At 68.3% G+C, this 14,091-nt stretch carries 11 protein-coding genes; 6 read left to right on the top strand and 5 right to left on the bottom strand.

The genetic code is table 11. The features are described 5' to 3' along the window. Window positions 1-28: 28 nt before the first annotated feature. The gene (locus K3M35_RS14365; protein WP_006552661.1) at window positions 29-1,051 is read right to left on the bottom strand and encodes a beta-ketoacyl-ACP synthase III; all 1,023 of its coding nucleotides are present in this window, start codon (window positions 1,049-1,051) and stop codon (window positions 29-31) included. Between the two features lie 163 nt (window positions 1,052-1,214). On the opposite strand from K3M35_RS14365, the gene K3M35_RS14360 reads away from it, so the two are divergent. Further along, on the top strand, window positions 1,215-1,823 hold the full coding sequence (locus tag K3M35_RS14360) for a bifunctional 2-polyprenyl-6-hydroxyphenol methylase/3-demethylubiquinol 3-O-methyltransferase UbiG (RefSeq protein WP_006552662.1): 609 nt from the start codon (window positions 1,215-1,217) through the stop codon (window positions 1,821-1,823). A gap of 97 nt (window positions 1,824-1,920) precedes the next feature. Beyond that, a complete protein-coding gene (locus K3M35_RS14355) occupies window positions 1,921-3,756 on the top strand; it encodes an acyl-CoA dehydrogenase (protein ID WP_006552663.1) in 1,836 nt (611 codons plus the stop codon). Between the two features lie 230 nt (window positions 3,757-3,986). On the opposite strand, the gene K3M35_RS14350 is transcribed toward K3M35_RS14355, so the two are convergent. After that, on the bottom strand, window positions 3,987-6,446 hold the full coding sequence (locus tag K3M35_RS14350) for a VanW family protein (protein ID WP_220666577.1): 2,460 nt from the start codon (window positions 6,444-6,446) through the stop codon (window positions 3,987-3,989). A gap of 230 nt (window positions 6,447-6,676) precedes the next feature. Continuing rightward, a complete protein-coding gene (locus tag K3M35_RS14345; protein WP_006552665.1) occupies window positions 6,677-7,990 on the bottom strand; it encodes an acetyl-CoA C-acetyltransferase in 1,314 nt (437 codons plus the stop codon). A gap of 124 nt (window positions 7,991-8,114) precedes the next feature. Here K3M35_RS14345 and K3M35_RS14340 point away from each other — a divergent pair, with 124 nt between their 5' ends. Both K3M35_RS14340 and K3M35_RS14335 read left to right on the top strand, forming a co-directional pair. Continuing rightward, complete coding sequence (locus tag K3M35_RS14340; protein ID WP_019290889.1) at window positions 8,115-9,461, top strand: 3-oxoacyl-ACP reductase; 1,347 nt, start codon at window positions 8,115-8,117, stop codon at window positions 9,459-9,461. After that, window positions 9,462-10,319 carry a MaoC/PaaZ C-terminal domain-containing protein gene (locus tag K3M35_RS14335; protein ID WP_006552667.1) on the top strand — a complete coding sequence of 286 codons (858 nt, stop codon included), beginning with the start codon at window positions 9,462-9,464 and terminating at the stop codon, window positions 10,317-10,319. A 114-nt stretch (window positions 10,320-10,433) separates the two neighbouring features. Here K3M35_RS14335 and K3M35_RS14330 read toward each other — a convergent pair whose 3' ends face one another. Together K3M35_RS14330 and K3M35_RS14325 are read right to left on the bottom strand one after the other, a co-directional pair. Continuing rightward, window positions 10,434-11,042 carry a TetR/AcrR family transcriptional regulator gene (locus K3M35_RS14330; protein ID WP_006552668.1) on the bottom strand — a complete coding sequence of 203 codons (609 nt, stop codon included), beginning with the start codon at window positions 11,040-11,042 and terminating at the stop codon, window positions 10,434-10,436. 75 nt (window positions 11,043-11,117) lie between these two features. Then, window positions 11,118-12,296, bottom strand: coding sequence for a glycoside hydrolase family 3 N-terminal domain-containing protein (locus K3M35_RS14325; protein WP_024102046.1), 1,179 nt, complete (start codon window positions 12,294-12,296; stop codon window positions 11,118-11,120). 113 nt (window positions 12,297-12,409) lie between these two features. On the opposite strand from K3M35_RS14325, the gene K3M35_RS14320 reads away from it, so the two are divergent. Together K3M35_RS14320 and K3M35_RS14315 are read left to right on the top strand one after the other, a co-directional pair. Beyond that, window positions 12,410-12,877, top strand: coding sequence for a universal stress protein (locus tag K3M35_RS14320; RefSeq protein ID WP_019290888.1), 468 nt, complete (start codon window positions 12,410-12,412; stop codon window positions 12,875-12,877). Between the two features lie 55 nt (window positions 12,878-12,932). Then, window positions 12,933-14,015: an isochorismate synthase MenF gene (locus K3M35_RS14315; RefSeq protein ID WP_064061924.1), complete on the top strand. Its 1,083-nt coding sequence runs from the start codon at window positions 12,933-12,935 to the stop codon at window positions 14,013-14,015. Window positions 14,016-14,091: the final 76 nt, after the last annotated feature.

Genomic DNA, 14,091 nt, shown 5'->3' with positions numbered 1-14,091 from the left:
TACGAAGTCGTATTGCTACCGCTGCTTCCTACTTCGCGAGCGGGGGCATCTTCACGACCTGGCCCGCATAGGACAGGCCGGCACCGAATGCGAGGAGCAGCGCGGTGGATCCGACCCCGACCTGGCCGGTGCGCAGCATCTTCTCCATCGCCAGCGGGATGGACGCGGCGGAGGTGTTGCCGGTCTCGATGATGTCGTCGGCGACCGCGACGGTCTCGGGCAGTTCGAGCTGCTTGACGATGACGTCGTTGATGCGCAGGTTGGCCTGGTGCGGGACGAAGGCGTCGAGGTCCGCGAGGGCCACGCCGGCCTTGTCGGCGATCTGCCGGGCGAACTTGCTCATCTCGAAGGCGGCCCAGCGGAAGACCGCGGTGCCCTCCATGATGATCCAGGGACGCTTCTGGTCCGGGTTGGTGGCGAAATCGACCCAGTCGGGTTCCTGACGGATCGCGTTGGCCTGCGAACCGTCGGAGCCCCAGACGGTGGGACCGACGCCGACCTCGTCGGACGGGCCGACGACCACGGCACCGGCACCGTCGCCGAAGATGAAGCGCACCGAGCGATCGGTGGGCTCGGTGGTGTCGCTCATGCGCTCGACACCGACGACGAGCACGTGCTCGGCCGTTCCGGCGCGCACGAGATCGGAGGCGACACCGAGGGCGTAGCAGAAGCCCGCGCAGCCGGCCTGGATGTCGAGCGCCGCGGCGCCGCCGGTGCCGATGCGGTCGGCGACGAGAGCCGCGGCCTGCGGGGTCTGGAAGGGGTAGGTGGAGGTCGCGACGATCACGGTGTCGATCTGCGCACCCGTGAGGCCGGCGGCCACGAGGGCCTGCTCGGCGGAGCTCGTCGCCATGTCGACGACCGACTCCTCCGGATGCTGCTTCGCGAAGCGGCGCTCCTTGATGCCGGACCGCGACTGGATCCATTCGTCGCTCGAGTCGATCTGCTGGCAGATCTCGTCGTTGGTGACGATGCGCTCGGGGCGGTGCACACCCAGACCGAGCAGCGCGCTGTTCCTCAGCGGGGCAGGGACAGCGATCTGTGCACCCATCAGACGAACTCCTCCTCCTCGACGTACCGCGTGTCGGCACATCGCATCCGGTCAACGATATCGCAGGTCACGATTTCGTCACAGCGCTACCCCGACGATGCGCTTCCGTAACCCTCACCGCAAGCGGGGGTCCCAATCGCCACGCGAGACTAGCGTCGCGGTCATGGATGCACAGGCCTGGAACGAGAAGTACGCGGCGTCGGAACTGATCTGGGGCGCGCCGCCCAATCCGGTGATCGTCGAACACGTGACGTCGCTACCGCACGGTCGCGCCCTCGATCTCGGCTGCGGTGAAGGTCGTCACTCCCTGTGGTTGGCGACGCGCGGATGGGAAGTCGTGGGCGTCGACTTCTCCGAGGTCGCCCTCGACAAGGCCCGGCAGGTCGCTGCGCAGGCGCCGTCCCGCTCACGAGACCGGCTCCGCTACGTCCGCGCGGATGTGACGACCGACTCGTTCGACGGAGAGTATGACCTGATCCTCTCGGTCTTCCTGCATTTTCCTCCGCCACAGCGGAAGGCGCTTCTCGACCACGCGATCAATTCACTGAAACCTGAAGGAATCCTCATATTCCTGGGGCACGACGCAATAAATCCCGACGAAGGAGTGGGCGGACCCCAGGACAAGGAAATCCTCTACACACCAACCGATCTCGTCGAGGAAATCGACGGCAGATTGGACATCAGGATTGCCGAACGGCGATATCGGGAAACCGATGCGGGAACCGCGATCGACGCGCTCGTCGTGGCGAGCAAACCACCTCTTGGCAGTTAGTTGCCCGACGAGTAACATGGAGATGTTACCGACGAGTAATAACTTGGGCGGTACTTGAAGCCAGCTGGACCGCACCACACTGGGAGACACCGACGACATGGGCCATTACAAGAGCAACCTCCGCGACCTCGAGTTCAACCTCTTCGAGTTCCTGAAGATTCAGAAGGTCCTCGAAGCAGGCAAGTTCGGCGACCTGGACGAGGACACCGCGCGCGGCATCCTCGCCGAGGTCAAGACACTGACCGAGGGGCCGGCAGCCGAAGGCTTCGCCGACGCCGACCGCAACCCGCCGGTCTTCGACCCCGAGACCCATTCGGTGTCGCTTCCCGAGCCGTTCAAGAAGTCGTTCCGCGCCTGGTGGGACGCCGGTTACTGGTCCATGGGCATCCCCGAGGAGCTCGGCGGCACCGACTCACCGCGCAGCCTCCTGTGGGCCGTCAACGAGATGATGCTCGGCGCCCAGCCCGCGGCCTTCATGTACGCGGCCGGCCCCGCCTTCGCAGGCGTGCTCTACGACAACGGCACCGATGAGCAGAAGAAGTGGGCCGCCACCTGCGTCGAGCGCGGCTGGGGCGCCACCATGGTCCTCACCGAGCCCGACGCCGGTTCCGACGTCGGCGCCGGTCGCACCAAGGCGATCAAGCAGGACGACGGCTCCTGGCACATCGAAGGTGTCAAGCGGTTCATCACCTCGGCCGACTCCGACGACCTGTTCGAGAACATCTTCCACCTCGTCCTCGCCCGCCCCGAGGGTGCCGGCCCCGGCACCAAGGGCCTGTCGCTGTTCTTCGTCCCGAAGTTCCACTTCGACTTCGAGAAGGACGAGTTGGGCGAGCGCAACGGCGTGTTCGTCACCAACGTCGAACACAAGATGGGCCTCAATGCCTCCGCGACCTGCGAGGTCACCTTCGGTGGCCACGGCGTTCCGGCCAAGGGCTGGCTCGTCGGCGAGGTCCACAACGGCATCGCACAGATGTTCGACGTCATCGAGCACGCCCGCATGATGGTCGGCACGAAGGCCATCGCGACCCTGTCGACCGGCTACCTCAATGCCCTCGACTACGCCAAGGAGCGCATCCAGGGCGCCGACCTGACCCAGATGTCCGACAAGACCGCCCCGCGCGTGTCGATCATGCACCACCCGGACGTGCGGCGTTCGCTGGCGATGCAGAAGGCCTACTCCGAGGGCCTGCGCGCCGTGTACCTGTACACCGCGGCGCACCAGGACGACGTCGTCGCCGAGCAGGTCTCGGGTGCCGACGCCGCTCTCGCGCACCGCATCAACGACCTGCTGCTGCCGGTCGTCAAGGGTTGCGGCTCCGAGCGGGCCTACCAGTACCTGAAGGATTCGCTCCAGACCCTCGGCGGTTCGGGCTTCCTGCAGGACTACCCGATCGAGCAGTACATCCGCGACTCGAAGATCGACTCGCTGTACGAGGGCACCACGGCCATCCAGGCGCAGGACTTCTTCTTCCGCAAGATCGCCCGCGACCGTGGCGTGGCGCTCGCCCACATCGCAGGTGAGATCAAGAAGTTCGTCGAGCGCGACGACGCCGACCAGCGTCTGAAGAAGGAGCGCACGCTCCTGGCCACCGCGCTCGGCGAGACCCAGACGATGGTCGCGACGCTCACCCAGTACCTCATGGGTGCGCAGGAACAGCCCACCGAGCTGTACAAGGTCGGCCTCGGTTCGGTCCGTTTCCTCGAGGCGTTCGGCGACCTGATGATCGGCTGGCTGCTGCTCGAGCACGCCGAGATCGCTCTCTCCGCGCTCGACGCCGGCGTCGATGCCTCGGACAAGGCGTTCTACGAGGGCAAGGTCGCGGCCGCGTCCTTCTTCGCCAAGAACGTCCTGCCGGAGCTGAGCGTCGCGCGTCAGATCATCACCGACGTCGACCTCGACATCATGGAGCTCGACGAAGCAGCGTTCTGATGAACCGCTCACGGCGGTAGCGCGATAGACGAGACCGACGTTGTGCGCGATTTCCCCCACGGATTTCGCACACGACGTCGGTCTCGTCGTTTCTCGGGAGCAGCTCCGCCTCCTCGACGGCCAGATCCCCGACGTGGTGCCGCTTCCGGAGTGACGAAGTAAGGGGAGGTTGTGTGCGTGTTCCTTCACCGGAACCGCACACAACCTCCCCGAAGTTTCGAGGACGTCCGCTACTCCTCTTCGGTTCCACCCGCTGCAGGTGCCTCGACTGCCGGCGCTTCGGCCGCAGGCGATTCGGGTGCGGGCGCCGGTGCGTCCTCGGCCTCGGCGTCCTCCGATCCGGTGTCGCCGGAGGTCGCGTCGCCGCCGCCCGAGGGCTCGTCGCTCGGTTCCGGTTCGGGGCTGATGCACTTCACGATCGGGACCGGGTCGTACCGGACCGTGCGGGTCGCGCTCGAGATCTGCGCGCCCGTCCGTGCGTCGGTGACGATCCGGGTGTCGGTGACGGTGAAGCCCTGCGCGCCGCTCGACGGAATGCAGGCCGAACCGGCGGGCAACGTGATCGTGTTGGGCGAGGTGAAGTTCGTGCGGTTGCCGGTGACCGACTGGACGTCGACGGTCTTGGTGCCCCAGATGCGCACCGTGATGTCCGAGCTCGTGCCGATCGTCTGGATCAGGACGCCCGTGTCGAACGGGTTGCGGAACTTCAGGTCGATGGCGCCGTCGTAGATCGTGGCCTCGCGGGCCGCCGGGTACCGGGAGATGTAGTAACTGTGCTCGGTGTGCTCGACGTCTTCCATCCCGGCGAAGTAGGTCGCGTTGTAGAGGGTGGTCGCGAGCTGGCTGATGCCACCGCCCACGGCCTTACCGGGACGTCCGGCCTCGATGATGCCCGACTCGATGTACCCCTGCGCCGCACCGCGCGGACCGGTGTAGTCGTTGAAGGAGAAGGTCTCCCCCGGCTTCACGATGGCGCCGTTGATCTCCTGCGCGGCCAGCCGGATGTTGACGCCGGAAGCGTATTCGAAGCCGCTGGTGGTGAACTCCGAGACCACCTCCCTGATGCCGAGCTTCTCGGCGCCTTCGGTGGTGAGTTCGGGTTCGGCCTTCCTGTACACCGCGTCGGTGCTGCGGTCGCCCGCTTCCTTCAGCAGGTCGGGCAACCTCTCGAGGGTGACGGGCCAGTCGACCATCTCGCCGGTCTCGCTGGGCACGATCGTCGGACGACCACCGTCGAGGACGATCCGCGCATCCTTCGGTTCGGTCTCCGACGGGGCGAGCTGCGGCGCCAGGATGCCGATCGCGGCCTCGGTGTCGTACTGCGGTTCGAGTCCGCCCGAACCGTCCGGCACGAACGACAGGACAGCGCCCACCGCATCGCGCGGCAGCACACCGACGGCCCCGTCGAGTCCCCGGACGACCAGATCCTGTGCCACGGCCGGAACGGCGACCTCCGCCAGCGCCCGGTCGAGGCCCTCGCGGGTGACGGTGACGTCGACGCTCTCGACGGGCAGCGAGACATCACCGTACGGCCAGCGCTCGGCGAAGACGTCGCCCGCGACTGCGACGTCGAGCTGCTGGCCGGGCTGCGGCGTCACCGGAACGGGTGTGCCGTCCTCGAAGACGATGTTGCCCTCGCGCGGTTCGTGCGCGGCGGCAGCGGCGGCCTTTTCGATGGCTGCGGACAAGGCGACCTCGTCGCGTGTGGAGACCACGCCGACTTCGTCGTTCCCGAAGAACGACGCGAGTCGCGTGAACGGATTGAGCGGCTGCGAACCCACCTGGTCGAGGGTCGCGGGCCAGTCGATCCCGATCCCGGCCTCCGAGGGCACGATCTGCCCCTGAGTGTCGCCGGCGGTGACGTCGACGGGCATGTCGAGCCGCGGCGTCAGTTGTTCGGTGAGCTCTGCCTCCGCCGCGTCGAGCGACATGCCGCCGATCTCGACACCTGCGACGGTGACACCGCGCGGCACCTTGCCCGACGACAACGCCAGATCGGCCACGTAGAACACGGCGAACAGTGCGACGACGCCACCGACGACGAGCGCGATCGTGCGCCGGGGCAGATTCGATCCAGGCTTGCCCGGTTCGTCGCCGTCTCCGCCGGAACCTCGCGGTCCGCCGGTGGGCGGAGGAGTGACAGGAGGCGGTCCCTGCGGCGGCGGACCCGCCTGCATCTGCTGGGTCGGCTGGTCGCCCTGCGGTGGGTGGGCGGCCGAGGGCATTGCCGTCGACGTGGGTGGGATGGGAGCCCCCGCCTGTTCGGGACCGGGCTGTGCCGGGTTCTGTTCCCCCTGCAAACGGAGGAGCCGATCGGTGGCGGCGGACGATCCGTCACCCGGTGCCCGGTTTCCCGGCGCGACGACCGGGATGACCGCGGTGGGCTCCTCCGAGGGATGGACCTTCTGGGTCGGGGGTTCGTCAGCACCGGTGGGAGCCGCCTGGTTCGTGCCATCGGCTCGGACCTCTGTGGGAGCCTGCGAGGCAGCCGGGGCCTCGGTTTGCGACTCGGTCACATCACTCGCCTGCGACTCGGCCACCTCCCGGTGAGGATCGACCGCTTCGAACCGCTCGGTAGGAGCCGACGCGCCTTCACCCTCACGAGCGGATTCCGGCGACGAACCGATGTTCTCGGTCCGTGCGTCGTCGTGCTCGTGAGGGGACTCGTCGGTCCCGTTGCTGCCGCTCACCCAGATCCCTTCGCAAAGCTGGGCACGCCTTCGAATTCGCGCGCCGACTACCTGCTTTCAAGGGTAGTGCCCCGGTTCAGAGCGGCTGCGCCCGGAATGCGAAGACCCCGCGTTGCTACCAGGTCGGGGGTCAGGCAGCAGCGCGGGGTCGATGGGTCTATCGCTGTCCGTCGCGGAGCGTTACACACCGAACGGAACTATTTCTCTCAACGACTTCCGAGGGGTGTCGATCAGGCCTCGAGAATCGCCGTCACACCCTGTCCACCTGCGGCGCAGATGGAGATCAGGCCGCGGACGGGCTTGCCGGTCTCCTGCTTCTTCTCGTGCAGCATCTTGGCCAGCGAGGCCACGATCCGGCCGCCGGTCGCGGCGAACGGGTGGCCGGCCGCGAGCGACGAGCCGTTGACGTTGAGCTTGCTGCGGTCGATCGAGCCGAGCGGGGCGTCGAGGCCCAGCTTGCCCTTGCAGTACTCCTCCGATTCGAACGCCTGGAGGGTGGCGAGCACCACGGAAGCGAACGCCTCGTGGATCTCGTAGAAGTCGAAATCCTGCAGGGTCAGGCCGTTGCGCTGCAGCAGGCGCGGGATGGCGTAGGTGGGTGCCATGAGCAGCCCGTCGCCACCGTGGATGTAGTCGACCGCGGCGGTCTCGGAGTCGACGAGGTAGGCAAGCACGGGGAGCTTGCGCTCGGCGGCCCACTCCTCGCTCGCCAGCAACGCGGCCGACGCGCCGTCGGTGAGCGGCGTCGAGTTACCGGCAGTCATGGTGGCGTCGCCCAGCTTGGTGCCGAAGACCGGCTTCAGCGTCGACAGCTTCTCGACCGACGAGTCGGGACGCAGGTTGTCGTCGCGGGTCAGCCCGAGGAACGGGGTGACGAGGTCGTCGAAGAAGCCCCGGTCGTAGGCGGCGGCCATGTTGCGGTGGCTCGCCACGGCCAGTTCGTCCTGCGCCTCGCGGGAGACACCGAATTCCTTGGCGGTGATCGCGGCGTGCTCACCCATCGACAGGCCGGTGCGCGGCTCGCCGTTGCGCGGGATCTCGATGCCGAGCATCGACGGGCGGACGTTACCGAGCAGCTTGACCCGGTCGGCCGTGGTGCGGGCCCGGTTCAGGGAGAGCAAGAACTCGCGGAGCTGGTTGTTCACGGCGATCGGGGCGTCGGAGGTGGTGTCGACGCCGCCGCCGATACCCGCCTCGATCCGTCCGGCGGCGATGGCGTCGCCGACCGCGATGATCGACTGCAGGCCGGTGCCGCAGGCCTGCTGCAGATCCCAGGCCGGGGTGTAGGGGCTCAGCGCGCTGCCGAGCACGCTCTCGCGGACGAGGTTGAAGTCGCGGGCGTGCTTGAGGACCGCACCGCCGACGACGGCACCGAGGCGCTCACCCTGCAGATTGAAGCGGCCGACGAGACCGTCGAGGGTGGCGGTGAACATGTCCTGGTTGGACGCGCGGGCGTACTTGCGGTCGGACCGGGCGAACGGGATCCGGTTGCCTCCGAGAACGGCGACACGGCGCTGCTGCGTGGAACGGGCTTTGGTGGTCACTGGTGTCTCCCGGTTTCGGACGGATTCGAATTCTGGCTACTATTCTTACTCACGGGTAAGTTTGTTGTCGAACACGCTTGCTGTCGAACACTGCACCGACGACCGAATCGAAGAAGGTGGAATCGTGGCCGAAGCCAAGGGCGCACCCAAGCTCTACGCCCAGCTCATCTCGTCCGCACCCGGAGCGTTCCTCGCCAAGCAGTTCGGTCTGCCACAGCCCGAGAAGCTCCGGCGCTACCAGCCCGGCGAGCCCCCGCTCCCCGGCCCCGTCCTGCTCGGCGGCAACGGCCGCCTGGTCGAACCGATCCGCAACCTCCTGAGCGACTACACGTTCGCCGAGCCGTCCGACACGAAGTTCGGCGCACTCGTCTTCGACGCTACCGGCATCACCGACCCCGCGGGGCTCGAACAGCTCTTCACATTCTTCCAGCCCACCTTGCGCAATCTCGCCCCGAGCGGCCGCGTCGTCGTACTCGGCACCACGCCCGAGGAGGCCGGGTCGGTCGACGAGCGCATCGCCCAGCGCGCCCTCGAGGGCTTCACGCGCAGCGTCGGCAAGGAACTGCGTCGCGGTGCCACCGTGCAACTCGTCTACGTCTCCCCGAAGGCCGCGACCGGCCTGTCCGGCGTGGAGTCGACGCTGCGCTTCCTGCTCTCGGCGAAGTCGGCCTTCGTCGACGCCCAGGTGATCCGCATCGGTGAGGGTGACGCCACCGCCCCCGAGTCCTGGGAGCGCCCGCTTGCCGGCAAGGTCGCGGTCGTCACCGGCGCGGCCCGCGGCATCGGCGCGACGATCGCCGAGGTCCTCGCCCGCGACGGCGCGACCGTCGTCGCCGCCGACGTCCCCGCTGCAGGCGACGCGCTGACCCAGACCGCCAACAAGGTCGGCGGCACCGCCTTCGCGCTCGACGTCACCGCCCCCGACGCCGGCGAGAAGCTCGCCGCTCACCTGCTCGAGCGTCACGGCGGCGCCGACATCATCGTCCACAACGCCGGCATCACCCGCGACAAGCTGCTCGTCAACATGGACGCCGCTCGCTGGAATTCCGTGATGGGCGTGAATCTGATCGCCCCGCGGAAGATCACCGACGTGCTCGTCGAGAAGGGCGCGCTGAAGGAGGGTGGCCGGGTCATCGACGTGTCGTCGATCGCCGGTATCGCCGGTAACCGCGGCCAGACCAACTACGGCGCCTCGAAGGCCGGTGTCATCGGCCTCGTCCAGGCGACCAGCGAGGCGCTCGCCGACAAGAAGATCACCGTCAACGCCGTCGCTCCGGGCTTCATCGAGACCGCCATGACGGCCGCGATCCCGGTTGCCACCCGCGAGGCCGGTCGTCTGATGAGCTCGCTGCAGCAGGGCGGTGAGACCGTCGACGTCGCCGAGACCGTCGCGTGGTTCGCGAACCCCGCGTCGAGCGCCGTGACCGGGCAGGTCGTGCGCGTGTGCGGCCAGTCCATGCTGGGGGCCTAGATGGCACGGATCGAACTGTCCTCGCTGCCGTCGACCTTCGACATCTACAGCCGGGCCGTGCTCGGGGCGCTGCCCGTGGTGGGCGCGTCGGGCGACAGTCTGCCCGACGACGTCCTGGTCCTGCGGTCGCTGAAGGTCGATCCCGACGATCTCGCCGAGTACACCAAGGTGTGCGGGTTGCGGTTCGGCGACAGCCTGCCGCTGACCTATCCGTTCATCCTCACGTTCCCGCTCGTGATGAAACTGATGGTGTCGAAGGGCTTTCCGTTCGCCGCCGTCGGTTCCGTGCACGCCGAGAACGTGATCGAGCAGTTCCGGCCGATCTCGGTCACCGAGCCGCTCGACATCGCGGTGCACGCGGAGAACATGCGCGAACACCGTAAGGGCCTGCTCGTCGATCTCGTCAGCGAGGTCAACGTCGGACGCGAGTTGGTGTGGCGGCAGACGTCGACCTTCCTGCACCAGCAGCGCACGTCGCTGTCGGGTCAGCCCAAGCCGGAGCCGAAGGAGGAGGAGATCCCCCCGGTCCCCACCTCCACACTGCGGGTCGACCAGAAGGTCATCGACCGCTATGCGGCGGTCTCCGGTGACCGCAACCCGATCCACGTGTCGACCCTGGGCGCCAAGGCCTTCGGATTCCCGAAGACCATCGCCCACGGCATGTGGAGCGCGGCGGCCACCCTCTCGGCCGTCGAGGGACGGATCCCCGGCAAGGTGACCTACGCGGTGCGATTCGGGAAGCCGGTCCTGCTGCCGTCGTCGCTGAGCCTGTACGCGCAGCACGTCGCCGACGGATGGGATCTCGCACTGCGGCATCCGAAGAAGCAGTACCCGCACCTGACCGCCACCCTGCGGTAGGGCGGGGAATCACCGAGATTTCGGGCGGGGCGGGACGCGATGGGGGCGTCCCGCCCCGCCCGAACCCTCGTGCGGTGAATATCCTTGTGGCCGAGGTGTTCCCGGCGGGACGGATCAGTGCATCTGATCGGAGCGCTTGCGTCCCGCGAGACCGCGCCATGCGAGGTTCTCGAGCAGATCCGCTGCCTGCTGCACATCGATCTCACCGCCGGCGATGCGGTCGGCGACGGCCTCACCGGCACCGACGAGCGCGACGGCCATGATCGTGAAGTTCGTGTCGGGTTCCGGATCGCGCGTGCTCGATTCGAGCAAGTGCGCGGTGAGTTCGATCAGCCGGTCGCGGCTGCCCTGCACCTGGGGCGCGAAGGCCTGCTGCGACAGCGCCTGACGATAGAGGACCATCCACGACGGCCGGTGCTCGTCGACGAAGCCGAGGAACGACTCGAGCGCGACCCGCAGTTGTTCACGCGGGGCGAGGGTGGGGTCGCCCGCCGGTGTGAGTGCCTCGACGAACCGCTGCCCTTCGCGGGCGATACACGCCGCGAACAACTCGTCCTTCGACCCGTAGTACAGGTAGAGCATCGGCTTGGAGATCGACGCCCGCGCCGCGATGGCGTCCATGGATGTGTTGTGGAAACCGTGCTCGGAGAACACTTCGACGGCGGCGTCCAGCATCTGTTGCTCGCGGACCGCACGCGGCAGTCGCTTGGTTCCGCCCGCCATGACTCCTCCCGGACTCCTCGAATGAAGTTCTTACTCTACGGTAGGAAGCCTGTGGTCGAAGCAACCTGCGACATTTCAGCAGTCCAGAGCGCCCTTCGCGCGTGTCACGGTCCGTACCGACTCGTCGACCCATTCCGGTGAGAGCGTGCCCTCCGCGACGACCTGCTCGAGATGGTCGAGCACGGCGGGCACCTCGTCGGTGGTCAGCCACAGTGCCTGGTTCACGCCCGCCACCATCGCGGCCTCGACGGCCTCGGTGATGCCGTAGGTGTCGGTGATCGCGCGCATCCCCGACAGATCGTCGGTGAAGATCACGCCACCGAAGGCGGGGCCGCCGTAGGCACCCGAGCGGAGCAGGTCCACCGCTGCCGGGCTGATGCTCGCGGGCAGCCCGCCGGTCAGACCCGGCACGTCGAGGTGGCCGAGCATGACGCCCACCTCGGGCGAGACCAGGCTGCGGTACGGCACGAGATCGCTCTGCTGCAGTTGCTCGATCGGTGGGGTGGTCACGGCACCGGTGTGCGAATCACCGGAGGCCGAGCCGTGTCCCGGGAAGTGCTTGAGCACCGGCATGATGCCCGCGTCGATCAGTCCCCGCGCATAGGCGCCGGCGTACTGCGTGACGACCTCGGGATCGTCGGAGAACGAGCGGTCGCCGATGACGGAGTCGTCGGGCTGGCTGCTCACGTCGACGTCCGGCGCGAAGTCGACCGTGATGCCCAGCGACTTCAGTTCCTGTCCACGTTCGAACGCCATTCGGTAGGTCTCGTCGACCGTCATCGTCTGCGCCGTCACCCGCGCGGACGGATCGGGCCCGAACAGGTCGCCCACGCGCGACACGCGGCCGCCCTCCTCGTCGATCGTGACCATGAGCGGCAATGCGCTCCGCGCGGCCACCTGCGGCACGAGACGGTCGGTGAGCATCGACGCGTCGGTCCAGCTGCCGATGAAGATGCCACCGATCTGCTCGGATTCGACGACGGCCTGCGCGTCGGCGGCTCCGGTGACCCCGACGTTGAGCAACTGGGCGAGCTTCTGCCGCAGCGTCAACCGGGCGAGCAGATCGTCGCCGCAGGTCGCCGACGTCGCGGCCGCGGTCGCCTCGGTGGTCGTGGCGGTCGCTGTGGTGGACGAGGCGGGCGCGGTGTCGGACGTCGTCTCGACCGGGTCGTCGCCGCCCGAATCGGACGAACCGCATCCCGCGGTGGTGAGGGCGACCGCGAGAACGGCGGCGACAGTGTGACGGATCCGCATGGTGCCGACGGTAGCGGACGAACCTCGCGGATCCACAGCTCGAACCTCCCCCGGGGACGCTCCGGCGGGTTAAGGTGCACCCGAGCATCCGAATCCGACCCAGGGGGTACGCGGTGGGCGCAGATCTGATCCTCATCGCCTACGACGGTTCCGAGAACTCGAAGCGTGCCGTGCAGTATGCGGGTCGTTTCCTCGAGTCGTGCCGTGCCGTCGTCGTCACCGCCTGGGAGCCGATGGTCCGGCAGGCCGCCCGCATGTCCGGCCTGTCCGGTGTCATGCAACCCGACTGGGTGCCCGACGAGGACAGCGAGGACGTCGCCCTCTCCGACGCGCGCATCACCAACGACGAGGGGCTCGAGATGGCCCGCTCGGTGGGTCTGCACGCCGAGGGCCGCACCGTCGAGGTCGTCAACGCGGTGTGGTCGGCGATCATCGAGGCCGCCGACGAGCTGGACGTCGACATCATCGTCACCGGCACCCGCGGCACCACCGGTCTGCGGTCCCTGTTGCAGTCGTCGGTGGCCGATCACGTGCTCCGGCACAGTCACCGGCCGGTCCTGATCGTGCCGCCGGGTCGCTGACGCCCCGCACCGGGTCACCGGCGCCGGGTGCGGGCAGGGATATTGTCGATCCACCATGGACGGATTCCTGCTCTCGCGCACCGAACGCTCGGTGCACGCCACCGGCACCCGCCGGTTCTTCGACGACGTCCACTCCGCCACGCAGGCACTCCGCAGCGGTAAGGCGACGATCGTCGTCGGTGCACTGCCGTTCTCGCGGCACCGTCCGGTGGCCCTCGCGCAGCCCGACGACGTCGAGATCCTCGACGGCCCGTGGCAGGCCCCGCCCGACCTGTCGGACCTGCCGCCGGTGCGGATCTCCGCCGAACTGCCACTGCCCCGCGTGCACGTCGAGCGGGTGCGCCGGCTCGTGGAGCAGATGTCCCTCGGGGAGATGGAGAAGGTCGTCGCCGCCCGGCGGGTCGCCCTCGAGGCCGACGCACCGCTCGACCCGCTCGCTCTCGCGGCCCGCATGATCGAACGCCATCCCGACGCGGCGACGTACGCGCTGGATCTGAGCGCGGCGGGCGAACGCTATTGGGGTCACACGCTGGTCGGGGCGACGCCCGAACTGCTCGTGAGCCGCCGTGGCGAGACCGTCACGTGCCGTCCCCTCGCCGGGACCGCCGCGCGCCGGGCCGATCCGGACGAGGACCGCCGCGCCGGTGAGGATCTGCTGACCTCGGACAAGAACCTCACCGAGCACGGTTACGTCGTCGACTGGATCCGCACGCGACTGGCCCCGCTGTGCAGCGACCTCGACATCCCCGACAAGCCCGAGCTCACCGCGACACCCGATGTCTGGCATCTCGCCACGCCGGTCACCGGCACCCTCCGCGACCCCGACACCGACGCGCTCACCCTCGCCCACGTTCTGCACCCCACCCCGGCCGTGGCGGGCACCCCCACCGAGGCCGCGCTGGACGTCATCTCCCGGGTCGAGGGCGACCGGCGCTTCTACGGCGGCGCGGTGGGCTGGTGCGACGAACAAGGCGACGGCGACTGGTTCGTCGCCATCCGGTGCGCGGAGCTCAGTTCCGACGGCCGACGCGCCGTGGCCTGGGCAGGAGGCGGCATCGTGGCCGACTCCGACCCCCTCGCCGAACTCGACGAGACCACCGCGAAACTGCGCACACTGCTCGGCGCACTGGGCGTCTAGCGCACCGCGGCGACGGTAAAGATCGACTCGGAGGCTCGCACCGTCCACCACCGCCTTCCGGGGTGATAGTTTGGCG

Origin of the sequence: Rhodococcus sp. DMU2021, assembly GCF_019641445.1 — a bacterium.
In the GTDB taxonomy this organism is placed as follows: domain Bacteria; phylum Actinomycetota; class Actinomycetes; order Mycobacteriales; family Mycobacteriaceae; genus Rhodococcus; species Rhodococcus pyridinivorans.
This window is presented reverse-complemented; position numbering and strand designations above follow the sequence as displayed.